Source organism: Klebsiella sp. K5-45 (assembly GCF_030128605.1).
GTDB lineage: Bacteria > Pseudomonadota > Gammaproteobacteria > Enterobacterales > Enterobacteriaceae > Klebsiella > Klebsiella quasipneumoniae.
Map to the genome: position 1 here is coordinate 45,478 of NZ_JAKUZW010000014.1, position 24,247 is coordinate 69,724.

Genomic DNA, 24,247 nt, shown 5'->3' on the forward strand with positions numbered 1-24,247 from the left:
TCCCTGAAAGTGAGAGAGCGTTGCCAGAGCGGAGTGTTTGCAGAGAAGCGTTCCCTCTCCCCGTGGGGGAGAGGGGGATGGGGCATCGCTAGGGCGTGACGGGAGCGGGCGCTGGCGCGGCGGGGGCGGTATTGACCTCGCCGTTGCGCATGGTTTGCGCCACCTGCTGTTTCTCCATATTTACGGCGCTAAGCTGTGCGTTGACCGTCGGCTTGAGCGGGGCATCGGCCTGCACGCTGCCGCTGGCGGTCAGCTGGAGGTTGCCATCCCCGCTAATGGGGAGCGAAGGCCAGCCCCAGGCCTGCAGAATATTCAGCGGCACGCCGCGGCCGTTCAGGCTCAAATTGACCTGGCGCTGCGGCAGCTGGGATACCGCGGCGGTGGCCTGCAGAATGCCGCGCTCGGTGAAGGCGCTGAGCTCAGTGATATTGACCGTCGACGCCGTGGCGCTCAGCTTGAGTGAAGGGCGACGCACGTCAATTCGGTTAAAGGTCGCCGCCGCGGCGTTTAGCGTCGCGCTACCGTTCCACACCCCCCAGCTGCCGTTTTTCACCAGCTGAAGCTCGCCGCCATAGCCATCGAGAGCGGTAATCTGCCATGGGAAGGCTGGGTCCACATCGATGATCAGGTTGCGGCTGGCGCTGAATTTTTTAAGCGTCAGGCTTTGCAGCCAGGCCGGCAGCGGCGCCATCCACAGTGGCTTCCAGTTCGCCGGCAGCGTGTACTCCAGCCCGGCGAAGGCGGTGTCGTCAAGCACCAGCGCGTTACCGGCGCGCAGCCAGTTGCCGGAGGTTCGCACCATGCCGCCCTCCCAGCGCGAGGAGAACTGGCGCAGGGCAATACCCTGGGGTGAAAATTCGGCATTCAGGATCGGGTCGAAAAAGTGCAGCGAGCCGTAGATAAATTCGCTGGCATTCATCGACAGCGCGCCGTCCTGGCTCTGCCAGCCGCCGTGACTGAGCGTCAGGTTGCGCAGGCTCAGGTCGAGGTCGGTTACCGCCCAGTCCGGCCCCTGCAGGCGCGCGTCGGTGATATCCAGGCGGCCAATCTGCAGAGAGGGGACCGTGGTTAACGGCGCGAAAAAGTCGGCCAGCGAGGCGGCGCTCTGCAGTCGGATCTCATTGAGCTGAAGGTTATCCACCAGCCAGCTGCCGTCGGCGCTGCGTTTCGCATTGCCGGTTAAGGTGCCGCGGGCGACATCGGCGCCGAGGGTGGAGAGGGTGACCTCGCCCTGATCAATCTTGCCCTGAATCAGAACATTGCTGGCTTCGACGCCATTGAGCGTCATCGAGCCCGCGCTCATCTGGATCTGCGCCGTTTTCCCCAGCACATTGCCTGCCTCCGGCGCCCACGGGCTGACGCCGCCAGTGACGCGCTGCGCGCTGAGCGCCCAGCCGGTTTCCGGACTATTGAAGGCCATATTGCGCAACATTAGCCGGTCTGCAGCGAACGGCAGGTCGGCAGAGTGGGGTGACAGATTCAGGGTGCCGTCGTTAAGGACAATCTCATCCGCATGCAGCGGGTCGCTAAACTGGCGGGTGCTGAAGCCAATATCGACCGTTTTCGCCACCAGGGTTGCCGGCTTGCCTTCCCGGCCAAAGGTGACGTTTTGCAACTGCACATGAAGAGGGGAGGAGAAATCGTGGTCCATCGCATCGAAGGAGACCTGCCAGCCGGTGCCATTGCTGAGCCAGGCGCTGGCCTGGCGGGCGCCCCAGTGGGTTTGCAGCAGGAACCACGCGCCAACGATGACGAGCAGCAGAGCGACTAGCAGCCAGAGAATCAGCTTTCCAAGAAATTTCATGGTCTTCCATTCTGTGAGATGCACATAACCGTGTTATGCCCGATTTATGCGCACTTCTCAAGGCAGGCGTGGTTTATTTCCGTGACGGGGCAGACGGTGGAGGGCAGCGCCAGGGTGCCCCGGCCGATGGCACGACCGGGACGCGTTAAATCAGGCTTTTTCTGGCGGGAAAATTAAATTCAGAACAATCGCCGTGATACCGCCGGCGGCGATACCGGAGGAGAGCAGATTCTTCAGCCAGTCCGGCGCGAACTGCAGGATCAACGGCTGCTGCGACACGCCGAGGCCCACCGCCAGCGACAGGGCGATAATCAGGATCGCCCGGCGATTCAGCGGCTCGCGGGAGACGATGCGCACGCCGGACGCGGCGATGGTGCCGAACATCACCAGCGTGGCGCCGCCGAGCACTGGCTCAGGGATATGCTGTACGAAGCCGCTCACCGCCGGGAACAGCCCGAGGACGATCAGCATCAGCGCCACCACAAAGCCGACGTAGCGGCTGGCGACGCCGGTCAGCTGGATCACGCCGTTGTTCTGGCCGAAGCAGGAGTTCGGGAAGGTGTTGAAGACCGCGGACACAAAGGAGTTGAGGCCGTTAGCCAGCACGCCGCCTTTCAGGCGCTTCATATACAGCGGACCCGAGACCGGCTGTTCGGAGACGTCGGAGGTGGCGGTGATATCGCCGATGGTTTCCAGGGAGGTGATCATAAACACCAGCATCAGCGGCAGCAGCAGGCTCCAGTCAATGCCGAGGCCATAGTAGAGCGGCGTCGGGACGGTGATGAGGCTGCTGTTGGTCGGGGCGGTGTTGGCCGGCAGCATATCGAGGAACCACGCCGCCAGATAGCCCGCCGCCATGGCAATCACCAGCGAAGCGATGCGCAAATAGGGATTACGCTGGCGGTTGAGAATGATGATCAGCGCCAGCACGATGCCCGCCAGCAGCAGGTTCTTCGGCGCGCCGAAGGTATGGTCGGCCATCGCCGCGTAGCCGCCGCCGATGGAGGTCAACCCAACCTGAATCAGCGACAGGCCGATGATCATCACCACCACGCCGGAGACCAGCGGGGTAATGATGCGGCGCGCGAGGTGCAGGACGCGGGAGAGGACCATTTCCGTGCAGCTGGCCAGCATCAGGGTGCCGAACAGGGCGGCCATCATCGTCGGGACGTCGGCGCCGCCGGTTTTCAGCGCGGTGCCGCCCATGATCAGCGGGGCGACAAAGTTGAAGCTGGTGCCCTGGATGGAGAGCAGTCCGGAACCGACCGGGCCCCAGGCTTTGATCTGAATAATGGAGGCCACGCCGGAGGCGAACAGCGACATGCTGATGATATGTTGGGTATCTTGCGCCGGGAGACCGAGAGCCTGGCAGATTAACAGCGCCGGGGTGATCACCGCGACAAACATCGCCAGCAGGTGCTGGAAGGCGGCGAACAGGGTTTGCGGTAGGGGCGGGCGATCTTCGAGGCGGTAAATTAATTCGCTGGCTGGTTTATGCGCAACCGGTTGCGCATTTTCTGACTCTGCGGTGTTAACGGACATCACAAGCAATCCCAAGGTGGCAAAGCGGGAATTTTATCGGACTGTAGACCAAAAGCAAACGTTTGCCAGCGTTTGCCCATAAAAATTTATGCTGTGAATATGCGCAACGAGATTATTAACATTTTGTATGCTAAATCGCATCATTCAGGATACAAAATATCTTTTTCTGTCATTTTTTCCGCCGTTCTGCGTAAAATCCCCCTCTGCCTCCTCATGAAGAGAAGCTAAAGACACCAGGAATATCGTCGCGTGTGAATGGATCATGCGCCCATAAGGAGCTTTTTATGTTTCATCTCGATACCTTATCGACGCTCGTTGCCGCAACGCTTGTGCTATTACTCGGCAGAAAACTCGTCCAAACCGTACCCCTCCTCAAGAAATACACCATTCCTGAACCTGTTGCCGGCGGTCTGCTGGTGGCGCTGGCGCTGCTGGTGCTGAAAAAAAGTATGGATATCGATATTGATTTCGATATGAGCCTCAAAGATCCGCTGATGCTGGCGTTCTTCGCCACCATCGGTCTGAACGCCAACCTGGCCAGCCTGCGGGCGGGCGGCAAGGTGCTGGGTACCTTTCTGATTGTGGTGGTTGGTCTGTTGCTGCTGCAGAACGCCCTCGGTATCGGCATGGCGAAGCTGTTGGGCCTGGATCCGCTGATGGGTCTGCTGGCCGGTTCTATTACCCTTTCCGGCGGCCACGGCACCGGGGCGGCATGGAGCAAGCTGTTCGTTGAGCGCTATGGTTTTGCCAACGCCACCGAGGTGGCGATGGCCTGCGCGACTTTCGGCCTGGTGCTCGGCGGCCTGATCGGCGGCCCGGTGGCGCGTTACCTGGTGAAACACTCTTCCTCGCCGGACGGGACGCCGGACGATCAGGTGGCGCCGACCGCCTTCGAAAAGCCGGACGTGGGGCGGGTGATCACCTCGCTGGTGCTGATCGAGAGTATCGCCCTGATCGCCATCTGTCTGACGGTGGGCAAGGTGGTTGCGCAACTGCTGGCGGGCAGTGTCTTTGAATTGCCGACCTTTGTCTGCGTGCTGTTTATCGGCGTGATCCTCAGCAACAGCCTGGCGCTGGCGGGGCTGTATCGGGTGTTCGATCGCGCGGTGTCGGTGCTGGGCAACGTCAGCCTGTCGCTGTTCCTCGCCATGGCGCTGATGAGCCTCAAGCTCTGGGAACTGGCTTCTCTGGCGCTGCCGATGATTATTATCCTGGCGGTGCAGGCGGTAGCGATGGCGCTGTATGCAGTGTTCGTCACCTATCGGATGATGGGTAAAAACTACGATGCCGCGGTGCTGGCAGCCGGGCATTGCGGGTTTGGTCTGGGGGCAACGCCGACGGCGATCGCCAATATGCAGGCAATTACCGACCGTTTCGGCCCGTCACATATGGCCTTCCTGGTGGTGCCGATGGTGGGGGCGTTCTTTATCGATATCGTCAACGCGCTGGTGATTAAGCTGTACCTGTTGCTGCCGATATTTGGTTGATAAAAAACCCGGAGGCGGTGCTGCGCACCTGTCCGGGCTACAAGATCGTGCTGTTTGGGGTTTTGTAGCCCGGCTAAGGCGTTTACGCCGCAAGCCGGGAATACCTCCACAATCTTACGCTTCGTCGTGCTCTTCCCACGCTAACGCGCGTTTCACCGCTTTCTTCCAGCCGCTGTAACGATAGTTACGCTCGGTGGTTTCAATCCCCGGGCGGAATTCACGCTCAATCACCGCTTTTTCCTGCAGCTCATCGAGGTTCTGCCAGAAGCCGACCGCCAGACCGGCCAGATAGGCGGCGCCCAGGGCTGTCACTTCGCGCACTTCCGGACGCTCCACGCGGGTGCCGAGGATATCGGACTGGAACTGCATGAGGAAGTTGTTGGCCACCGCGCCGCCATCCACGCGCAGCGCATGCAGACGGATACCGGAGTCAGCCTGCATCGCTTCCAGCACGTCGCGGGTCTGATAGGCGATGGACTCCAGCGTCGCACGGATAATGTGGTTCGAGTTCACGCCACGGGTGAGGCCGAAAATCGCGCCGCGGGCATAGGGGTCCCAGTACGGCGCGCCAAGACCGGTGAACGCAGGCACGACGTACACGCCGTTGGTGTCCTTCACTTTGGTGGCGAAGTACTCGGAATCGAACGCATCGCTGATGAGCTTCATCTCGTCGCGCAGCCACTGAATGGAGGCGCCAGCCATAAACACCGCCCCTTCCAGTGCGTAGTTCACCTCGCCGCGCGGACCGCAGGCGATGGTGGTCAGCAGACCGTGAGTGGAGGTCACCGCTTTTTCGCCGGTGTTCATCAGCATAAAGCAGCCGGTGCCGTAGGTGTTTTTCGCCATCCCTTCCTTAACGCACAGCTGGCCGAACAGGGCCGCCTGCTGGTCACCGGCGATCCCGGCGATAGGAATGCGGGTCCCGCCTTTACCACCGATGTTGGTCTGGCCGTACACTTCGGACGACTTGCGTACTTCCGGCAGCATGGCGCGCGGAATATCCAGCGCGTCGAGCATCTTGTCGTCCCAGTCCAGGTCGTGGATGTTGAACAGCATGGTACGCGAGGCGTTGGTGTAGTCGGTGACGTGCACGCGACCCTGGGTCATCTTCCAGATAAGCCAGGTGTCCACGGTGCCGAACAGCAGCTCACCGCGCTTCGCACGCTCACGGGAACCTTCGACATGGTCGAGGATCCATTTCACCTTGGTGCCGGAGAAGTAGGGGTCCACCACCAGGCCAGTGGCCTTGCGGATATACTCCTCCATCCCGTCACGCTTGAGCTGCTCGCAGATCTCGGCGGTGCGGCGGCACTGCCAGACGATGGCGTTATAGATCGGTTTGCCGGTCTCGCGCTCCCACACCACCACGGTCTCACGCTGGTTGGTGATACCGATGGCCGCGATCTGATCGGAGTTGATATCCGCTTTGGCCAGCGCTTCGACCAGCGTCGAGCTTTGGGACGCCCAGATTTCCATCGGGTCGTGTTCAACCCAGCCTGGCTTAGGATAAATTTGTTCGAATTCTCGCTGGGAGACGCTGACGATATTGGCATCATGATCCATCACAACGGCCCGGGAGCTGGTAGTGCCCTGGTCAAGCGCAACGATATATTTTTTGTCGGTCATAGTCGGTGTCCCGTAGTCAGATTACAGCGAAGCTTTATGTTGAGTGGAGGAAGAGGAGGGGCTCTCTTGCTCTTCGTCCACGCAGGTGTCGCAAGGCAGGTGGCGGCCAATCAGCTTACGATAGCTGAACGCGCCCAGCGCCGCGCCGACCACCGGTGCGCACAGCGGCACCAGGAAATAAGGAATATCTTTACCGCCGGTGAAGGCGACGTCGCCCCAGCCGGCCAGCCAGGCGAAGGCTTTCGGGCCGATATCACGCGCCGGGTTCATGGCGAAGCCGGTCAGCGGTCCCATGGAGGCGCCAATCACCGCGATCAGCAGGCCGATCAGCAGCGGCGCCAGCGGGCCGCGCGGCACACCGTTGCCATCGTCGGTCAGCGCCAGGATGACGCCCATCAGGATAGCGGTAATCACCATCTCTACCGCGAAGGCCTGCACAAAATTGATATGCGGGTTCGGGTAAGTGGAGAAGATGCCAGCCAGATCAAGGCTTTCCACGCTGCCGCGTACCATATGGTGGGTGGTTTCATAATCGAGGAAAAGATTGTAATAAAGCCCGTAAACTAATGCCGCAGCGCAAAAGGCGCCAGCGAATTGCGAAATAATAAAAGGAACCACTTTGCGGCCATCGAAGCAGGCGAACAGCCAGAGCGCGATAGTCACCGCAGGGTTAAGGTGCGCACCGGATACCCCTGCGGTCAGGTAGATCGCCATGGCGACGCCCAGACCCCAGATGATGCTGATTTCCCACTGTCCGAAGCTGGCTCCCGCGACCTTGAGCGCAGCCACGCACCCAACGCCGAAAAAGATCAACAACCCGGTACCGAGGAACTCTGCGATGCACTGGCCTTTTAAGGTTGATGTTTGGCTCATAATCGAATCCTGAAGCGTGGTGATGATTATTGTATGTAGGGTGGTCACAGACGACCATATTGCCATGTAGGCATAGTGTTAATTTATCGTTAACGAGCAAAAACGAGAAATATCGAACTTCAAATGTGTGTAGCACGTCAAGAAAATGAGCGTTTTCGCGCCATTCGTGCGCATTAAGCGCGCTGCCGGAGCGTTTCACCTCGCATTTTGTTAACCATAATATTAACAATGGCTCATGAAGTACGAGCGAACTGCGCTGAAAGTACCAGGTAAAGACTGAAAAGTGTTGCAAACCGCAATCTGCGCGGCTTGCCGCTGGACAGGGGCGGCGGGGATTCATACAATCGACGATAACACCGCTATGTGCGCTAATTTTCGTTAAGGCGGGACCGCGTATACGAAACACCAGTTTCTATCAACGCCTTGCAAGTTCAGGAGAGGTATGACGATGTCATTAGAAGTGTTTGAGAAATTAGAATCTAAGGTTCAGCAGGCGATTGATACCATCACTCTGTTGCAGATGGAAATCGAAGAGCTGAAAGAAAAGAACAACACCCTGGTGCAGGAAGTTCAGAGCGCGCAGCATGGTCGTGAAGAGCTGGAGCGCGAAAACAGCCAGCTGAAAGAGCAGCAGCAGGGCTGGCAGGAGCGTCTGCAGGCGCTGCTGGGCCGCATGGAAGAAGTCTAATCGCTTCACGCCCTCTCCCGCCAGGGAGGGGGTGATCCTTATCCCTTCCTTTATACTCACAAGTTATAGCCAATCTTTTTTTATTCTTTAATCATTGAATCGCTTTCTGGCACGCTTAGCCCATCACAACACGACATAAAGAGAGCGGTGCGATGAATAAGTGGGGCGTAGGGTTAACTCTGTTGCTGGCATCCGCCAGCGTTCTGGCAAAAGATTTTCAGCTATTAAACGTATCTTATGATCCAACGCGCGAGCTGTACGAACAGTACAACAAAGCGTTCAGCGCGCACTGGAAGCAGGAGACCGGCGACAACGTGGTGATCCGCCAGTCGCATGGCGGCTCCGGCAAGCAGGCGACCTCGGTGATTAACGGTATTGAAGCGGATGTGGTTACGCTGGCGCTGGCCTACGACGTCGACGCGATCGCCGAGCGCGGCCGTATCGATAAAAACTGGCTGAAGCGCCTGCCGGATAACTCCGCGCCCTATACTTCCACCATCGTGTTCCTCGTCCGTAAGGGCAACCCGAAACAGATCCATGACTGGAACGACCTGATCAAACCGGGCGTGTCGGTCATCACCCCGAACCCGAAAAGCTCCGGCGGCGCTCGCTGGAACTACCTGGCGGCCTGGGGCTATGCCCTGCATCAGAACCATGGCGACCAGGCGAAAGCCCAGGATTTCGTCAAGGCGCTGTATAAAAACGTGGAAGTGCTGGACTCCGGCGCGCGCGGTTCGACCAATACCTTCGTAGAACGCGGGATCGGCGATGTGCTGATCGCCTGGGAAAACGAAGCGCTGCTGGCGACCAACGAACTGGGCAAAGACAAGTTTGAAATCGTGACCCCGAGTGAGTCGATTCTGGCTGAGCCGACCGTTTCGGTGGTCGATAAAGTCGTGGATAAGAAAGGCACCCGCCAGGTGGCGGAAGCGTACCTGAAGTATCTCTACTCGCCGGAAGGCCAGGAGATTGCGGCGAAGAACTTCTACCGTCCGCGCGATCCGAACGTGGCGAAGAAATATGCTAATGAATTCCCGAAACTGAAACTGTTCACTATCGATCAGGAGTTCGGCGGCTGGACGAAAGCGCAGAAAGAGCACTTCTCCAACGGCGGCACCTTCGACCAGATTAGCCAGCGTTAATTCTCTTGTCCCTGCTTGCGCTACGCTTAGCAGGGCTACAGTTCTGCGCTGTGCGTAACCCGGGTAAGGCGCCAGACGCCACCCGGGAATCCCTGCTTGCACTAGGCTTAGCAGGGCTACACTTCTGCGCTGTGCGTAGCCCGGGTAAGGCGCCAGCCGCGACCCGGAAAACGCTCCGCCCGTCATCTGTTTTCATTTAGTCATCAAATTACGTTACTCTTCCGCTTCAGGCTTAACAGGGAATGAAAATGAGAAGAGTAAGATACTTTTTGCTGGCGCTGCTGGTGGCGATCCTCGCGGCGCTGGCGGGCGGCTACTACTGGCTGCACTCTGGCAACCCGGACGCGTTGCGCAAGATTGTTCTGCAGCAGTGCGTTCCCCATCAGCAACAGCAGCAAAACCCGTCGCCGTGTGCCGAAGTGAACCTCAAGGGCGGCTATGTGCTGTTTAAAGATCGTAACGGCCCGCTGCAGTATTTGCTGATGCCGACCTACCGCATTAACGGCACCGAAAGCCCGCTGCTGTTGGATCCACTGACGCCGAACTTCTTCTGGCAGGCCTGGCAGGGGCGTGAGATCATGAGCCAGCGCCACGGCGCGCCGGTTCCCGATAACGCGGTATCGCTGGCGATCAACTCGCGCAGCGGACGCACGCAAAACCATTTCCATATTCATATCTCCTGCCTGCGCCCCGATGTGCGCGCGCAGTTAGACAAGGATGCGGCGGCGATCAGCAGCCGCTGGCTGCCGTTGCCGGGTGGGCTTCAGGGCCATGAATATCTGGCGCGCCGGGTGACGGAGGCGGAGCTCGCCCAGCGCAGCCCGTTCCTGATGCTGGCGGAAGAGGTGCCGGAGGCGCGTCAGCATATGGGACGCTATGCGCTGGCGATGGCGCAGCAGAGCGACGGCTCTCTGGTGCTGCTGGCGACGGAGCGTAACCTGCTGTCCCTGAACCGGGCCTCGGCGGAAGAGATCCAGGATCATCGCTGCGCCATCCTTAACGCAAACCACTAGTTCTGGCGTTTACCTGTCTTACCTGTCGTCGTATTCTTGCTGAAAAAAACGACAGGAGACAGGCATGTCGCTCTGGCTTACCCACCCGCTGTTCCTCCCTTCACTGATTGTCGGCGTTACCATTGTGCTCTGGGCGACGTCGCTGCTGCCGGAATTTATCACCGCGCTGCTGTTTTTCGCTGCGGCGATGATGGCGAAAATCGCCCCGCCGGAGGTGATCTTCGGCGGCTTTGCCTCCTCGGCCTTCTGGCTGGTGTTCAGCGGCTTTGTGCTCGGCATCGCGATCCGTAAAACCGGGCTGGCGGACCGGGCGGCGCAGGCGCTGTCGGCGCGGCTAACCGACTCCTGGCCGCGGATGGTCGCCAGCGTGGTACTCCTGAGCTATGCCCTGGCGTTCGTGATGCCTTCCAACATGGGGCGCATCGCGCTGCTGATGCCGATCGTGGCGGCGATGGCCCGCCGGGCGGGCATTGCCGACGGCAGCCGCGGCTGGTTCGGCCTGGCGCTGGCGGTGGGGTTCGGCACCTTTCAGCTTTCGGCGACGATTTTGCCCGCCAACGTGCCGAATCTGGTGATGAGCGGCGCGGCGGAGGGCTCGTACGGTATCCATCTGAATTATGTTCCCTATTTACTGCTGCATACGCCGGTGCTTGGCTGGCTGAAAGGGGCGGCGCTGGTGGCGCTGATCTGCTGGCTGTTTCCCGGTAAGCCGCATCCGCCGCGCGACCTGGCGCCGCTGCCGGCGATGAGCCGCGACGAGAAGCGTCTGGCGTGGCTGCTGGCGGTGGTCCTCACGCTGTGGGTGACCGAGAGCTGGCATGGCATCGGCCCGGCGTGGACCGGCCTGGCGGCGGCGGTGGTCACGCTGTTGCCGCGGGTGGGCTTTATCAGCGGCGAAGAGTTTGCCAGCGGGGTGAATATGCGCACCTGTATTTATGTTGCCGGGATTTTGGGGCTGGCGATCACCGTCACCCAAACCGGGATTGGCGGCGTGGTGGGCAATGCGCTGCTGCAGGTGATGCCCCTGGATAAAGACAATCCTTTCACCAGCTTCCTGGCGCTGACCGGAATTACCAGCGCGCTGAACTTTATTATGACCGCCAACGGCGTGCCGGCGCTGTATACCACCTTTGCCCAGAGCTTTGCCGACGCCACCGGCTTCCCGCTGCTGAGCGTGATTATGATTCAGGTGCTGGGTTATTCCACGCCGCTGCTGCCGTATCAGGCGTCGCCAATCGTGGTCGCGATGGGGTTAGGCAAAGTCCCGGCGAGGGCGGGGATGTTGCTTTGTCTGGCGCTGGCGGCGGTGAGCTATTTGATTTTACTGCCGCTGGACTACGCGTGGTATCAGCTGTTGGGGAAACTGTAACGGCAAAAGAAAGCCCGGCTTGCGCTGTGCTAAGCCGGGCTCCCACGTTTTGTCAGTCAACCCGGTTGCGTGTCGCCACCGGGAAAAGCGAATTACGCTTTTTTCGCTGCTTCTGCTGCTTTAACGATCACCGCGAAAGCGTCAGCTTTCAGGGAGGCGCCGCCAACCAGCGCACCGTCGATGTCCGGCTGGGTGAACAGCTCTGCTGCGTTGCCAGCGTTAACGGAACCACCGTACTGGATGATCACTTGCTCAGCGATTTTCGCGTCAGCTTTAGCAATGTGGTCACGGATGAATTTGTGCACCGCCTGAGCCTGAGCCGGGGTCGCGGATTTGCCGGTACCGATAGCCCATACAGGTTCGTAAGCGATAACCACGCCTTCGAAAGCGGCAGCGCCCTGCGTTTTCAGTACCGCGTCGATCTGACGTGCGCAAACTTCTTCCGTTTTGCCCGCTTCGTTTTCGGCTTCGGTTTCACCGATGCACAGTACCGGAGTCAGACCCTGCTCTTTCAGCACGGCGAATTTCTTCGCAATCAGCTCGTCGGATTCTTTGTGGTAGGTACGACGCTCGGAGTGGCCGATGATGATGTACTGTGCGCCGATATCTTTCAGCATTTCGGCGGAGGTTTCACCGGTGAAAGCGCCGGACAGGTTTACGTCAACGTTCTGCGCGCCCAGGTGGATGTGGCTGCCTTCTGCCGCACGCTTAGCCAGGTCCAGATACATTTCCGGCGGGGCGATGGCAACTGCGCAGCCGCTTACGCCAGCCAGCTCGGTACGCAGGTTCGCAACCAGTTCGTTTACCATGTGGCGGCTGCCGTTCAGTTTCCAGTTACCCATCACTAAAGGATGTCGCATTTTAATTCTCCACGCTACTTAAGCGAATTAAGGAATATAGCCGCCCCAGAGGGCAGCATGGTCTGTGAAACAGTATAGAGACTCGTCACTGGAAAGGCTTTGCTTTTTGTCATTTATTGTTACCTTCCAGCGTTTCAGATAGCGCCAGCTTAATCGGTTCAACAGCGAAGGTCAGACCCTTTTCACCATGATCTGCCACCACATAGCGCACGGCGCCCTCGGTGTCGGAGAAGTAGCGTTTGCCTTTGCCGGCAGTCAGCAGTTTCTGCAGTTTTTGCTGGCTCTGCGCCGGGCTAAGGGTGGGCACGAAGGCGCGGATCATGGCGCTCATATACTCCAGCGCTTTGGCCTTCGCCGCCTTTTGCTCCGGCCCCTGGATCGGCAGCCAGGTGATCTGCATGGATTTGATCTTCAGCGTGCCGCGCTCCAGCGCGGTGGAGGCGTAGAGATTTTCGTTAATCTTGCTGGCGGCGCGGGTCAGGTTAGCCCGATCGCGGCTGGTTGATATGGAACGGAATTCATTCAGAGGCAGCTTCGGGTTATCGGCGTTAAATTTTTCCCGGAACTGGCTGATCGACAGGTCAAAGCTCGGCGCGCCGGCGAGCAGGTAGGGGGCAGCGGTCGTCGATTCGCTTTCTGCGGACAACGCGTGCGGGCCGACGGCAAGGCCCATCAGCCCACTGAAACACAAGATTGTCCACTTTTTCATGCCCGTCGTTCCTTTTTTTGCCTGCTGACGATTAAATCGGGAAGCGCGGCGCTTGTCAAAAAGTCACGACGCCAGGGTAAACTACGTAGACGATGATGATAAGGAAAAACGCATGACCCTACAGCAGTGGTTATTCTCAATTAAAGGGCGCATTGGCCGCCGCGATTTCTGGATCTGGATTGCCATTTGGCTGGTGACCATGAGCGCGCTGTTCACCCTGGCAGGCAGCAATCTGCTTAATCTGCAGACGGCGGCGTTTATTATTGTCTGCCTGCTGTGGCCGACGGCGGCGGTGGTGGTGAAGCGGCTGCACGATCGCGGCAAATCCGGACTGTGGGCGCTGCTGATGATTCTGGCGTGGATGCTGCTGGCGGGGAACTGGGCGATGCTGCCGCAGGTCTGGCAGTGGGGCGTCGGGCGCTTTGTGCCGACGCTGATTATCGTCATGATGCTGATCGACCTGGGGGCGTTTGTCGGCACCCAGGGCGAGAATAAGTTCGGCAAGGAGACCCAGGACGTGCGCTGGAAAGCGGACGCCTGATTACCAGTAGTGCTCCGCCGTCATGTGGCCCGGCCGGCGACGCAGATGTTTGGTCATCTGCCGGGTCTCTTTTAACAGCTGTTGGGTATCGCGCACCATCTGCGGGTTGCCGCACAGCATCACATGGCTGGTATCGCGGGTCATCGGCAGGCCGACTGCCTCCTCCAGCGCCCCGGTTTCAATCAGGAACGGCACCCGGCCGGTCAGCGAGCCTGACACGGTTTCGCGGCTGACCACCGTCTGGATGCGTAATTTGCCGGCGTAGCGCTGCTCGAGTTCGCGCATCAGCGGCAGATAGCTCAGGTCCGCGGCGTAGCGCACGGCGTGGACCAGCACCAGATGATTAAATCGCTCAAGATCTTTGCCTTCCTGGAGAATCGACAGATAAGGCCCGAGGGCGGTGCCGGTCGCCAGCATCCACAGAGTATCGCAGTCCGGTACTTCCTCGAGGACGAAGAAGCCAGCCGCTTCGCTCACCACCTGGACCTCATCGCCCGGTTTCAGCGCCGCCAGACGCGGGCTCAGCTTGCCTTCCGGGACGGTGACCAGATAGAACTCGAGATCGGGATTGCCGGGGGCGTTGACGTAGGAGTAGGCGCGCTGCACGCGTTCGCCGTCGATTTCCAGCCCGAGCTTGGTAAATTGCCCGGCGGTAAACGGATGGACAGGCGCCCGCACGTATAAACTGAACAAGGCGTCCGTCCAGTACTCCACTTTTGTCACTTTGCCGCTAACCCAGTCCGCCATCGTCTTCTCCTGTTGCCAAGCGATGCCTTATCTTCGGCCCAGACGGGCAAGATTTCCACCCCGCAGGCGCAAGAAAGCTCTATTGATCAAATATAAACGAAGAACAGGACAACCGCCCGCGGACGGTTGCCTGGAGGAGAGAAAGCGGTATTACAGGATGTGCTGCTGGACGTCCGGATCTTTACGGTCGAGGTAATGAATCGACTGGATCCGACGGATGGTGCGCGACTTGCCGCGGATCAGCAGCGTCTCGGTGGTGGCCATATTGCCCTTACGGGTAATGCCGTCCAGCAGATCGCCTTTGGTGATGCCGGTAGCGGAGAAGACGACGTTATCGCTGCGCGCCATTTCATCAAGGCGCAGCACTTTACCCGCTTCGATGCCCATGGTTTTGCAGCGCGCCAGCTCGTTTTCACCGATGCGGCGATTCTCTTCGCTGTCGCCCTTCACGTGGTGACGAGCCAGCAGGCGGCCCTGCATATCGCCGTCGAGCGCGCGGATCACCGCGGCGGAAACCACCCCTTCCGGCGCGCCGCCGATGCCGTACAGCACGTCCACTTCGCTATCCGGCATGCAGGTGAGAATGGAGGCCGCGACGTCGCCATCGGGAATGGCGAACACGCGCACGCCCAGCTGCTGCAGCTGAGCAATCGCCGCATCGTGGCGCGGTTTCGCCAGCACGGTGACGGTCAGCTCGCCCAGCGGCTTGTTCAGCGCGCGGGCGATATTGCGCAGGTTCTCTTCCAGCGGCAGATTGAGATCGATAGCGCCTTTAGCGCCTGGGCCGACAATCAGCTTTTCCATATACATATCCGGCGCGTTGAGGAAGCAGCCTTTATCGCCGACCGCCATCACTGCCAGGGCATTAGCCTGGCCCATCGCCGTCATCCGAGTACCTTCGATGGGATCGACGGCGATATCCACCGCATCGCCCTGGCCGGTGCCCACTTTTTCGCCGATATAGAGCATCGGCGCTTCATCGATTTCGCCCTCGCCGATAACGATGGTGCCGTCGATATTGACGAGGTTAAGCATAATGCGCATGGCGTTAACCGCTGCGCCGTCGGCGGAGTTTTTATCGCCGCGGCCAAGCCATTTATAGCCCGCCAGCGCGGCGGCTTCGGTGACACGCGAAAATTCGATGGCCAGTTCTCGTTTCATAATCCACTCATTGTGTAGAAAGATTGCCCGCAGCGCGGCAAAAGCGCGCTACGCGTTGGAATAGCGTTCGGTTTCCGGCATCCAGCGCTCGATCAGCGCCTGGGCCTGCAGCGGATAGCGTTCATGAATGTGGCGCGCAATGCGCTGAACGTCGGGGATCATCGCCTGATCGCGCAGCAAATCCGCCACTTTAAACTCAGCGTTGCCGGTCTGGCGGGTGCCGAGCAGCTCACCGGGACCGCGAATTTCAAGGTCTTTCTGGGCGATGACGAAACCGTCGTTACTGTCACGCAGCACCTGCAGGCGTTTCTGCGCCGTTTTAGAGAGCGGCGATTTATAGAGTAGCACGCAGTGGGAAGCGACCGCGCCGCGCCCGACGCGCCCTCTGAGCTGGTGCAGCTGCGCCAGACCCAGACGTTCCGGGTTTTCGATAATCATCAGGCTCGAGTTCGGTACGTCGACACCGACTTCAATGACCGTCGTGGCCACCAGCAGATGCATTTCGCCCTGCTTGAAAGCCTGCATCACCGCCTGCTTCTCCGCCGGTTTCATCCGCCCGTGCACCAGACCGATATTCAGCTCCGGCAGCGCCAGCTTGAGCTCCTCCCAGGTCGCTTCCGCCGCCTGGGCCTCCAGCAGATCGGACTCCTCAATCAGCGTACAGACCCAATACGCCTGGCGGCCTTCGTGGGTGCAAGCGTTGCGCACGCGGTCAATAATATCGCTGCGCCGGGTGTCCGGGATAGCGACGGTAGTCACCGGGGTTCGGCCCGGCGGCAGCTCGTCGATAACCGAGGTATCGAGGTCGGCGTAGGCGGTCATCGCCAGGGTGCGCGGGATCGGCGTGGCGGTCATGATCAGCTGATGCGGGTGGAAACCTTGCTGCTGACCTTTCTCCCACAGCGCCAGCCGCTGGTGTACGCCGAAGCGGTGCTGTTCGTCGATGATCACCAGCGCCAGGCCGTTAAACTGCACCTGTTCCTGGAAGATGGCGTGGGTGCCGACAATCATCTGCACCTCGCCGCTGGCGATAGCGTCCTGCTGCGCCTGGCGTGCTTTGCCTTTCTGTTTGCCCGCCAGCCAGCCGACCTCAATGCCCAGCGGTGCAAACCAGCTGCGGAAGTTGTTGGCGTGCTGCTCGGCGAGCAGTTCGGTGGGCGCCATCAGCGCCACCTGTTTGCCGTGGGCGATAGCGCGCAGAGCGGCCAGGGCGGCGACCAGCGTTTTACCGGAGCCGACGTCGCCCTGCACCAGGCGCATCATCGGCACGTCCAGCGCCATATCGCGCTCGATCTCGGCGGTGACCCGCGCCTGCGCGCCGGTGGGCTTAAAGGGCAGGGAGGCCAGCAGCTGATTTTTCAGGGTATCGTTGGCGCCGAGCGGCAGGGCGTGATAGCGCTGGGCGCCTGCCCGTAGCGCCAGCATACTAAGGTTGTGCGCCAGCAGCTCTTCCAGAATCAGGCGCTGCTGCGCCGGGTGCTTGCCGCTTTCCAGCTCGCTAAGTTGCAAGGAGGGAGGCGGACGGTGCAGCGTACGCAGCGCCTCCGGCAGGCTCATCATCCCCTGCGCCAGCTCCGGCGGCAGGAGTTCGCTAATTGCGCAGGTCTCGAGCAGCTCGAGCGCCTGATCGGTGAGCTTGCGCAGGGTCGCCTGCTTAATGCCTTCGGTAGTCGGGTAGACCGGCGTCAGGGTCTCCTGCAGCTCCGGGGTGCTCATATCGCCCTGGACGCGGTATTCCGGGTGGATCATCTCGGCGCCGTACTTCCCGCGTTTGGCTTCACCGTAGGCCAGCACTCGTCGACCGGTCGCGAGGCTGTTTTTCATTGCCGCGTTGAAGTTGAAAAAGCGCATGGTGAGGATGCCGGTGCCATCGCTGATCTGGCAGGTCATCATTCGGCGGCCGCCGAAGGTGATATTGCTGTTGAGCACTTCGCCTTCCACGGTGGCATAAACCCCGGGCAGCAGATCGGCTATCGGGTAAAGATGGGTGCGATCTTCGTAGCGCAAAGGCAGGTGCAGCAGCAGATCCTGTACCGTATGCAGGCCGATCTTCGCCAGCTTGCTGCTCTGCGCAGCCCCAACGCCGGTGAGTGAACTGAGCGGAACGGCATCTAACAGGCGGCCTGACATAGGGTTTACCTCGCAGCCTGCATGGTGGCCCACCACGCGGCATCGGCTTCCACTTCGCCCTGCTCGTTAACGTGGGGGTAAGGTAGCCCTTTCTGTCTCGCGACGCGGGCCAGCACCGGATAGCCGCCTTCAAACAGCAGGCGCTGCTGCTCTTCCGGCGGCAGCATGCTGTTGGCGCGTTGGTACATCCCGGCGTTCTGTCGCTGCCGCTGGGCTTCATACAGGATCAGCGCCGAGGCGACGGAGACGTTCAGCGACTGCACCATGCCGATCATCGGGATAATAATGTCCTGATCGGCCAGGGCCAGCGCTTCCTGAGTGATGCCGGTTTTCTCCTGACCCATCAGGATGCAGGTTGGGCGCGTATAGTCGATTTCACGGAAATCGATGGCTTTGCCGGAAAGATGGGTGGCGAGGATTTGCATACCCTGGCCTTTGAGGTGGCCGACGGCATCTGCGATGGTACGGTGGGTTTTCACCTGCACCCAGCTGTTGCTGCCCGCGGCGGCGGAGGCCATGGTGCGCATCCGGCTGCTCGGCCAGACTGCGTGCACCTCGTGTACGCCAACGGCGTCTGCGGTCCGGATGACCGCAGAGACGTTATGGGGCTTATGGACCTGCTCCATGCAGACCGTCAGGTCAGGCTGACGCCTGGCGAGCATCTCGCAGATACGCGCATAACGCTGTGAATTCATTACACTTCATCCTTCGAATTACCTCTTTAGTCGCTGCGGATCACGCGGCCCATCCCTGGGCCTCGCCCCTGACGGGACCTGCAAGCAGCGTTCAAATCTGCTCCCGGCAGATTTGTCATTCGCTTGCTGCCTTGATGCAATTCGAATGTTTTGTCTAAAAGCTAATTTCGGTTACGGGTGACTTTAATCACGTCCGGCATGACGCGGATTTTGCGCATGATATTCGCCAGATGCACGCGGTCGCGGGCGGTCAGGCGGATAAAGGCGCTGTATACGCGGCCATCTTTCTCTTCCGTATTCAGACTCTGGATATTGGAAGAGGCGGTGTTGATCGCCGCCGTCAGGTTAGCCAATGCGCCCTGGTGGTTAAACATATCCACCTTGATTTCCGTAATGAACTCCTGAGCGGTCTCTTTATCCCACTCAACCGCCATAAATTTCTCCGGCTCTTTCTGGTAGCCGCGGATGTTACGACAGGATTCATGATGGATAACCAGCCCTTTGCCGGGACTGACGTGGGCGATAATCGGGTCACCGGGGATCGGACGACAGCATTTGGCGAAAGTGATCAGCACGCCATCGGCGCCTTTGATTGGCAGATGGCCGTGGTTCGAGGCATTGGCCGGCACCGGTGCCGCAGCGGCTTCGCCCTGCTGCAGGTTTTTCGCCACCACCACGCTCATGGCGTTGCCCAGACCGATCTCCGCCAGCAGATCGTCAAGCGAGGCCAGCTTCATCCGGTCGAGCTCGCGCTGGATATTCTCCGGCGGGATCTCGGCGAGTTTGCGGCTACCGCCCAGCGCGTGGTTGAGCAGACGACGGCCAAGGCTGACCGAGTCATCGCGCTTGAGGTTTTTCAGCAGCTGACGGATCTTGGCGCGCGCCTTCGAGCTGACGACAAAGTTCAGCCAGGCGGCATTCGGACGTGCGCCCGGCGCGGTAATAATTTCGACAGTCTGACCGCTGGAGAGCGGCTGCGACAGTGGATAGGGCTGGCGGTCGACGCGCGCGCCGACGCAGGCATGGCCGATATCGGTATGCACCGCATAGGCGAAGTCCACCGGCGTGGCGCCAGCGGGCAGTTCGACAATGCGCCCTTCCGGGGTGAAAACGTAAATCTCATCGGGGAACAGATCGGATTTAACGCTCTCAATAAATTCAAACGAGCTGCCGGCGCTCTGCTGCAACTCCAGCAGGCTTTGCATCCAGCGCTGGGCGCGGATTTGCGCGGTGGTGCTGCTTTCGCCGCCGTGCTCTTTATAAGCCCAGTGCGCTGCGACCCCCATCTCCGCCATCTGGTCCATGTCTTCGGTACGAATTTGTACCTCGACCGGGACGCCGTGGGGGCCGATCATCGAGGTGTGCAAAGACTGATAGCCGTTCGCTTTCGGAATGGCGATGTAATCTTTGAAACGACCTGGACGCGGTTTATAGAGGCTGTGCATCTGGCCAAGCACGCGGTAGCAGACATCGGCATCATGGACGATAACGCGGAAGGCGTAGATATCCATGATCGAGTGAAAACGCTGCTCTTTGAGCACCATTTTGCAGTAGATCGAGTACAGATGCTTTTCGCGACCGCTGACGCGGCAGGGGATTCCCGCTTCCTGCAAACGCCCTTCGATTTCCGAGAGGATCTTTTGGATCATCTCTTTACGGTTGCCGCGCGCCGCTTTGACCACCTCTTTAATGACGCGGTAGCGGTTCGGGTACAGCGCCTCAAAGCCCAGCTCTTCGAGCTCAGTTTTGATGTGATGGATACCTAAACGGTGCGCCAGCGGGCTGTAGATTTCCAGCGTTTCGCGGGCGATGCGGCGGCGTTTATCCGGGCGTAGCGAGCCCAGGGTACGCATGTTGTGGGTGCGGTCGGCAAGCTTGATGAGGATGACGCGGATGTCCTGCACCATCGCCATGATCATTTTACGAAAGTTTTCGGCCTGCGCCTCTTTCTTATCGCGGAACTTGAGCTTATCAAGTTTCGATACCCCCTCTACCAGTTCGGCGACGCTTTTACCAAAAAGCTGTTCCATGTCCTGGTAGGTGGCGGGAGTATCTTCAATCACATCATGCAGCAGCGCGGCCATCAGCGTTTCGTAGTCGAGCTTCATCTCGGCCAGAATACAGGCTACCGCGACCGGGTGCGTGATATAAGGTTCACCGCTTGAACGTGTCTGACCCTCGTGAGCGTCACGTGCAACGAGATACGCCTGCCGCAGACGTTTGATCTGGTCTTCCGGCAGGTAGTTTTGAATCAGCTGATTCAGGCTTTCAAACAGATACAAGGGCGACCCGCTGTGTGATTAACGACGACCTTCAGCAATCGCGGTAACGGCTTGTAATTCAGCGGCTTCCTGCTCTTGCTGTTCCTGGCGCTCACGTACGTCGAGGATCTGGTTGTTGATCAGACCTTCTTCGATTTCGCGCAGTGCGATTACGGTGGTTTTATCGTTTTCTTCCGGTACCAGCGGATCCTTTCCGCCTACCTGCATCTGACGAGCGCGACGCGCGGCGACCAGTACCAGGTCAAAACGGTTACCAATTTTCTCTACAGCGTCCTGAACAGTTACGCGTGCCATACTTAAAATGCTCCACAGGTGAAGAAATGACTGGGCATGATACTGAATGTGGGTTCAGTCTGCCAATAGTTTGGTGATTAAAGCGCCATGTCGCTGCTTTTGGCGGCTCATGCGCAGACGTTCAGCGCGGATGATATTTTTCAGGTCGCTCAGGGCGGTGTCAAAATCATCGTTCACAATCAGGTAATCATATTCGGCGTAATGGCTCATTTCCGCAACGGCCTGGGCCATTCGTTTCGCGATCACCTCTTCGCTGTCCTGGCCGCGGCCGCGCAGGCGACGGTCCAGTTCATCTTTTGACGGCGGCAGAATAAAAATGCTGCGTGCGCCCGGCATGCTTTTACGGATCTGCTGCGCGCCCTGCCAGTCGATATCGAGGAAGACATCAACACCGGTCGCCAGCACCTGCTCGATCGCTTTACGCGACGTGCCGTAATAGTTGCCAAAGACCTCTGCATGTTCCAGAAACGCGTTTTCGCCAATCATCGAGCGGAATTCGTCGTGATTCACGAAGAAATAGTGTTCGCCGTGCACTTCACCCGGACGCGGCGCCCGCGTGGTATGGGAAACCGATACCTGGGTGTCATACAACGGTTGGGTTTTTAATAAAGCCTGAATCAGGCTGGATTTACCCGCGCCGCTAGGGGCGGAAACAATATAAAGCGTGCCTTGAGCCATGAGTGTCTTTTGTATGTGGTTATCGAAAGAGGTCCTACATACGAGCCTATTATACACGTCGCCGCGGCGTGACGCAGTCCTTGTCACACTTTTTGCCGCTGTTTCTTTCATTTTGCCTGCCGTTTTCCTGAATTCGCCAGCTGTTGCTGCAACGAGGTGCAAATCCTGGAAGGCGCTTCGCAGGGTGAAAAAGCCCCCGTCGCGGTTTCCGGTATTCTGCCGCAGACTCTCCGTCAGGTGCTGAAGGAGGGAACTGCAATGCGTAAAGGAGGGGGGTGGCTGGCGATAGGGATGTTCTCTGCCAGCGCGCTGGCGACGTGCCCGGACTGGCCGCCGGCTAAAGGCAGACAGGAGATTGCACGTCTTCATCAACAGATTGACGCCTGGAACGAGGCTTACTGGCGACAGGGCGCCAGCGAGGTGAGTGATGACGTTTACGACCAGCTCACCCAGCGCCTGACGCAGTGGCGGCAATGCTTTCCGGGCGCGACGCCTGAGGAGGACGGTCTGTCTCCACCGACCGGCGATACGCGTCATCCGGTCGCCCATACCGGCGTACGCAAGCTGGCGGATGAAGCCAGCCTGGCCCGCTGGATGAAAAATAAAACCGACCTGTGGATACAGCCTAAGGTGGACGGCGTGGCGGTAACCCTGGTCTATCGCCAGGGGCATCTGGTTCAGGCTATCAGCCGCGGGGATGGCCTGCGCGGTGAGTTGTGGACCGCCCGAGCGCGGCAGATCCCGGCGCTGGCGAAGCTGACGACCGGCGAACTGGCCAACAGCGTGCTGCAGGGGGAGCTGTTTCTGCGTCGGGAGGGGCATGTTCAGCAGCAGGCTGGCGGAATGAACGCGCGGGCGAAAGTCGCTGGGTTGATGATGCGGGCTGACGCGGCGGCGCCCCTCAGCCAGCTGGACGTTTTTATCTGGGCCTGGCCAGACGGTCCGTCGGATATGCGCCGTCGTCAGAAGCTGCTGGCGCAGGCGGGGTTTATCTACAGCGGACAATACACCCATCCGGTGACGCGTGTTGAGCAGGTGGCGGAGTGGCGCCAGCGGTGGTATCGCTCGCCGCTGCCCTTCGTCAGCGATGGCGTGATTGTGCGTGAAGAGCGCGAACCGGCGGGGCGCGTCTGGTCACCGGGAAAGGGCGAATGGCTGGCAGCCTGGAAATATCCTCCGGCATCGCGGGTGATGGAGGTGCGGGCGATCCATTTCAGTACCGGCCGCAGCGGTAGAGTCAACGTAGTGGCTGAGCTTGAGCCCCAGCGACTGGATGACAAACGCGTGCAGCGGGTTAACGTTGGCTCTGTGGCCCGCTGGCAGGCGCTGGATATTGGGGTTGGCGATCAGCTGCAGATCAGTCTGGCAGGTCAGGGTATTCCACGGATCGACGCGGTCGTCTGGCGGATGGCCGAGCGCCTTAAACCGACGCCGCCGGCGGCCAAATTCAATGCGCTAACCTGTTATTTCGCCACCCCTGAGTGCAGCGAACAGTTTCTTTCCCGGCTGGTCTGGTTGTCATCAAAGTCGGTGCTGGATATCGATGGCGTAGGGGAAAACGTATGGCGCGTCATTCAGCGGCAGCACCCGATGGAGCATCTTTTTTCCTGGCTGGCGCTCACGTCGGAGCAGCTGCAGGCGATGTCTGGGATCTCGGCCGCCCGTGGGCAGCACCTCTGGCATCAGTTTGATCTTATTCGTAAACGGCCTTTTATACGCTGGGTGCTGGCGATGGGGATCCCGGTGCCCCAGGAGGCGCTGGCGCAGCCTGGAAATGAAAACTGGCGCCTCCTCACGGCAAAGAGTGAAGCGCAATGGCGCACGCTGCCGGGCGTGGGGGCGATCAGAGCCCGACAGCTGGTGGCTTTCCTGCATCACCCTGACGTGGCGGCGCTGGCGCAATGGCTTAGCGGGCAACGCATCCCCGGGTTTTGAGGCGGTTAGTGGGCGTCGTGGGTGTAGTGGAAGACCGGTAGCCCGAGCTTCCAGCGCAGCGCCAGCATGCGGGCGGTAAAGCCGAACAGCAGCGTGGCCAGGACCACCACATCGTGGCTGCTAACGTAATGTTGCAGCGCTATATAGAGTACCGCTGCGGCAAACGAGATCCCGGCGTACAGCTCTTTCTGGAAGACCAGCGGAATGCGTTTGCAGAACATATCGCGCAGTACACCGCCAAAAACGCCGGTGATGACCGCAGCAATAGAGGCGATAACCGGCCCTTCTCCCATATCCAGGGCGATTTGCGCACCGATGATGGAAAATACGATCAGCCCCAGCGCATCCAGCACCAGGAAAAGCCGGCGCAGGTGCGGCATTACCGGGGCGGCAATTGTGGTAAGGACGGCGGCGACGGCGACAATAATGACGTATTCCGGATGCTTCACCCAGCCGAGAGGATAGTGTCCCAGCAAGATATCGCGAACGGAACCCCCGCCCAGCGCGGTCGCGGTGGCGATAATAATGACGCCGAACGTATCCATCCGCCGACGCCCGGCAGCCAGCGCTCCGGTCATGGCTTCCGCGGTGATACCGATTAAATACAGAACATGAAGCAGCATAGATCCCCCCAGACAGTGGCCGGCAGGTTAACGATTTGTGCGCAGGAT

21 protein-coding genes are annotated in these 24,247 nt (G+C 59.6%); 7 read left to right on the forward strand and 14 right to left on the reverse strand.

Features of this window, described 5'->3' with window-relative positions:
• Window positions 1-88 precede the first annotated feature (88 nt).
• Both MKS11_RS23545 and MKS11_RS23550 read right to left on the reverse strand, forming a co-directional pair.
• The gene (locus tag MKS11_RS23545) at window positions 89-1,804 is read right to left on the reverse strand and encodes an AsmA family protein (RefSeq protein WP_064187389.1); all 1,716 of its coding nucleotides are present in this window, start codon (window positions 1,802-1,804) and stop codon (window positions 89-91) included.
• Between the two features lie 150 nt (window positions 1,805-1,954).
• On the reverse strand, window positions 1,955-3,346 hold the full coding sequence (locus MKS11_RS23550) for an NCS2 family protein (RefSeq protein WP_004150226.1): 1,392 nt from the start codon (window positions 3,344-3,346) through the stop codon (window positions 1,955-1,957).
• Window positions 3,347-3,630: 284 nt separating this feature from the next.
• On the opposite strand from MKS11_RS23550, the gene gltS reads away from it, so the two are divergent.
• A complete protein-coding gene (gene gltS, locus MKS11_RS23555) occupies window positions 3,631-4,833 on the forward strand; it encodes a sodium/glutamate symporter (protein ID WP_004901437.1) in 1,203 nt (400 codons plus the stop codon).
• Window positions 4,834-4,947: 114 nt separating this feature from the next.
• On the opposite strand, the gene glpK is transcribed toward gltS, so the two are convergent.
• Entirely contained in the window at window positions 4,948-6,459 is a 1,512-nt protein-coding gene (gene glpK / locus MKS11_RS23560) for a glycerol kinase GlpK (RefSeq protein ID WP_004873089.1), read from the reverse strand.
• A gap of 21 nt (window positions 6,460-6,480) precedes the next feature.
• Window positions 6,481-7,332, reverse strand: coding sequence for an MIP/aquaporin family protein (locus tag MKS11_RS23565; RefSeq protein WP_004205091.1), 852 nt, complete (start codon window positions 7,330-7,332; stop codon window positions 6,481-6,483).
• 442 nt (window positions 7,333-7,774) lie between these two features.
• Here MKS11_RS23565 and zapB point away from each other — a divergent pair, with 442 nt between their 5' ends.
• The 4 genes from zapB to MKS11_RS23585 all read left to right on the forward strand — a co-directional run bounded on the left by zapB (window position 7,775) and on the right by MKS11_RS23585 (window position 11,544).
• Window positions 7,775-8,020 carry a septal ring assembly protein ZapB gene (gene zapB / locus MKS11_RS23570; protein ID WP_004150222.1) on the forward strand — a complete coding sequence of 82 codons (246 nt, stop codon included), beginning with the start codon at window positions 7,775-7,777 and terminating at the stop codon, window positions 8,018-8,020.
• Between the two features lie 152 nt (window positions 8,021-8,172).
• Complete coding sequence (locus tag MKS11_RS23575; protein ID WP_004205090.1) at window positions 8,173-9,162, forward strand: sulfate ABC transporter substrate-binding protein; 990 nt, start codon at window positions 8,173-8,175, stop codon at window positions 9,160-9,162.
• 242 nt (window positions 9,163-9,404) lie between these two features.
• A complete protein-coding gene (locus MKS11_RS23580; RefSeq protein WP_072500780.1) occupies window positions 9,405-10,175 on the forward strand; it encodes a CDP-diacylglycerol diphosphatase in 771 nt (256 codons plus the stop codon).
• A gap of 64 nt (window positions 10,176-10,239) precedes the next feature.
• Window positions 10,240-11,544 (forward strand): SLC13 family permease, encoded by a 1,305-nt coding sequence (locus MKS11_RS23585; protein WP_043522754.1) that lies wholly within the window; start codon window positions 10,240-10,242, stop codon window positions 11,542-11,544.
• Window positions 11,545-11,636: 92 nt separating this feature from the next.
• Here the strand turns inward: MKS11_RS23585 and tpiA are convergent, their stop codons facing one another.
• Both tpiA and MKS11_RS23595 read right to left on the reverse strand, forming a co-directional pair.
• Window positions 11,637-12,404: a triose-phosphate isomerase gene (tpiA, locus tag MKS11_RS23590; RefSeq protein WP_002922909.1), complete on the reverse strand. Its 768-nt coding sequence runs from the start codon at window positions 12,402-12,404 to the stop codon at window positions 11,637-11,639.
• A gap of 109 nt (window positions 12,405-12,513) precedes the next feature.
• A complete protein-coding gene (locus MKS11_RS23595; RefSeq protein WP_017900062.1) occupies window positions 12,514-13,113 on the reverse strand; it encodes a YiiQ family protein in 600 nt (199 codons plus the stop codon).
• Between the two features lie 112 nt (window positions 13,114-13,225).
• Here MKS11_RS23595 and MKS11_RS23600 point away from each other — a divergent pair, with 112 nt between their 5' ends.
• Window positions 13,226-13,654 (forward strand): DUF805 domain-containing protein, encoded by a 429-nt coding sequence (locus MKS11_RS23600; protein ID WP_004173894.1) that lies wholly within the window; start codon window positions 13,226-13,228, stop codon window positions 13,652-13,654.
• Here the strand turns inward: MKS11_RS23600 and fpr are convergent, their stop codons facing one another.
• From fpr to gmk, 7 genes are all read right to left on the reverse strand, one after another.
• Entirely contained in the window at window positions 13,655-14,401 is a 747-nt protein-coding gene (gene fpr, locus MKS11_RS23605; RefSeq protein WP_053809860.1) for a ferredoxin--NADP(+) reductase, read from the reverse strand.
• Window positions 14,402-14,551: 150 nt separating this feature from the next.
• The gene (glpX, locus tag MKS11_RS23610) at window positions 14,552-15,562 is read right to left on the reverse strand and encodes a class II fructose-bisphosphatase (protein WP_004205085.1); all 1,011 of its coding nucleotides are present in this window, start codon (window positions 15,560-15,562) and stop codon (window positions 14,552-14,554) included.
• 48 nt (window positions 15,563-15,610) lie between these two features.
• Entirely contained in the window at window positions 15,611-17,692 is a 2,082-nt protein-coding gene (gene recG, locus MKS11_RS23615; protein ID WP_023319342.1) for an ATP-dependent DNA helicase RecG, read from the reverse strand.
• 5 nt (window positions 17,693-17,697) lie between these two features.
• On the reverse strand, window positions 17,698-18,387 hold the full coding sequence (gene trmH, locus MKS11_RS23620; protein WP_023319341.1) for a tRNA (guanosine(18)-2'-O)-methyltransferase TrmH: 690 nt from the start codon (window positions 18,385-18,387) through the stop codon (window positions 17,698-17,700).
• A 161-nt stretch (window positions 18,388-18,548) separates the two neighbouring features.
• Window positions 18,549-20,669 carry a bifunctional GTP diphosphokinase/guanosine-3',5'-bis pyrophosphate 3'-pyrophosphohydrolase gene (gene spoT / locus MKS11_RS23625; protein WP_004205080.1) on the reverse strand — a complete coding sequence of 707 codons (2,121 nt, stop codon included), beginning with the start codon at window positions 20,667-20,669 and terminating at the stop codon, window positions 18,549-18,551.
• An 18-nt stretch (window positions 20,670-20,687) separates the two neighbouring features.
• A complete protein-coding gene (gene rpoZ, locus MKS11_RS23630; RefSeq protein WP_000135058.1) occupies window positions 20,688-20,963 on the reverse strand; it encodes a DNA-directed RNA polymerase subunit omega in 276 nt (91 codons plus the stop codon).
• Window positions 20,964-21,017: 54 nt separating this feature from the next.
• The gene (gene gmk / locus MKS11_RS23635; protein ID WP_002922664.1) at window positions 21,018-21,641 is read right to left on the reverse strand and encodes a guanylate kinase; all 624 of its coding nucleotides are present in this window, start codon (window positions 21,639-21,641) and stop codon (window positions 21,018-21,020) included.
• A 258-nt stretch (window positions 21,642-21,899) separates the two neighbouring features.
• On the opposite strand from gmk, the gene ligB reads away from it, so the two are divergent.
• Window positions 21,900-23,576, forward strand: a complete 1,677-nt coding sequence (ligB, locus tag MKS11_RS23640) for an NAD-dependent DNA ligase LigB (protein WP_087771073.1) — start codon at window positions 21,900-21,902, stop codon at window positions 23,574-23,576.
• Between the two features lie 5 nt (window positions 23,577-23,581).
• On the opposite strand, the gene MKS11_RS23645 is transcribed toward ligB, so the two are convergent.
• Window positions 23,582-24,199, reverse strand: a complete 618-nt coding sequence (locus MKS11_RS23645) for a trimeric intracellular cation channel family protein (protein ID WP_002922654.1) — start codon at window positions 24,197-24,199, stop codon at window positions 23,582-23,584.
• Window positions 24,200-24,247 lie beyond the last annotated feature (48 nt).

Coding starts and splice junctions, on each gene's coding strand:
- MKS11_RS23645 (WP_002922654.1), bottom strand. CDS start 24,199: ATGCTGCTTCATGTTCTGTATTTAATCGGTATCACCGCGGAAGCCATG.
- trmH (WP_023319341.1), bottom strand. CDS start 18,387: ATGAATTCACAGCGTTATGCGCGTATCTGCGAGATGCTCGCCAGGCGT.
- MKS11_RS23545 (WP_064187389.1), bottom strand. CDS start 1,804: ATGAAATTTCTTGGAAAGCTGATTCTCTGGCTGCTAGTCGCTCTGCTG.
- MKS11_RS23595 (WP_017900062.1), bottom strand. CDS start 13,113: ATGAAAAAGTGGACAATCTTGTGTTTCAGTGGGCTGATGGGCCTTGCC.
- MKS11_RS23585 (WP_043522754.1), top strand. CDS start 10,240: ATGTCGCTCTGGCTTACCCACCCGCTGTTCCTCCCTTCACTGATTGTC.
- tpiA (WP_002922909.1), bottom strand. CDS start 12,404: ATGCGACATCCTTTAGTGATGGGTAACTGGAAACTGAACGGCAGCCGC.
- ligB (WP_087771073.1), top strand. CDS start 21,900: ATGCGTAAAGGAGGGGGGTGGCTGGCGATAGGGATGTTCTCTGCCAGC.
- glpX (WP_004205085.1), bottom strand. CDS start 15,562: ATGAAACGAGAACTGGCCATCGAATTTTCGCGTGTCACCGAAGCCGCC.
- MKS11_RS23550 (WP_004150226.1), bottom strand. CDS start 3,346: ATGTCCGTTAACACCGCAGAGTCAGAAAATGCGCAACCGGTTGCGCAT.
- MKS11_RS23600 (WP_004173894.1), top strand. CDS start 13,226: ATGACCCTACAGCAGTGGTTATTCTCAATTAAAGGGCGCATTGGCCGC.
- gmk (WP_002922664.1), bottom strand. CDS start 21,641: ATGGCTCAAGGCACGCTTTATATTGTTTCCGCCCCTAGCGGCGCGGGT.
- glpK (WP_004873089.1), bottom strand. CDS start 6,459: ATGACCGACAAAAAATATATCGTTGCGCTTGACCAGGGCACTACCAGC.
- zapB (WP_004150222.1), top strand. CDS start 7,775: ATGACGATGTCATTAGAAGTGTTTGAGAAATTAGAATCTAAGGTTCAG.
- recG (WP_023319342.1), bottom strand. CDS start 17,692: ATGTCAGGCCGCCTGTTAGATGCCGTTCCGCTCAGTTCACTCACCGGC.
- gltS (WP_004901437.1), top strand. CDS start 3,631: ATGTTTCATCTCGATACCTTATCGACGCTCGTTGCCGCAACGCTTGTG.
- MKS11_RS23580 (WP_072500780.1), top strand. CDS start 9,405: ATGAAAATGAGAAGAGTAAGATACTTTTTGCTGGCGCTGCTGGTGGCG.
- rpoZ (WP_000135058.1), bottom strand. CDS start 20,963: ATGGCACGCGTAACTGTTCAGGACGCTGTAGAGAAAATTGGTAACCGT.
- MKS11_RS23575 (WP_004205090.1), top strand. CDS start 8,173: ATGAATAAGTGGGGCGTAGGGTTAACTCTGTTGCTGGCATCCGCCAGC.
- fpr (WP_053809860.1), bottom strand. CDS start 14,401: ATGGCGGACTGGGTTAGCGGCAAAGTGACAAAAGTGGAGTACTGGACG.
- MKS11_RS23565 (WP_004205091.1), bottom strand. CDS start 7,332: ATGAGCCAAACATCAACCTTAAAAGGCCAGTGCATCGCAGAGTTCCTC.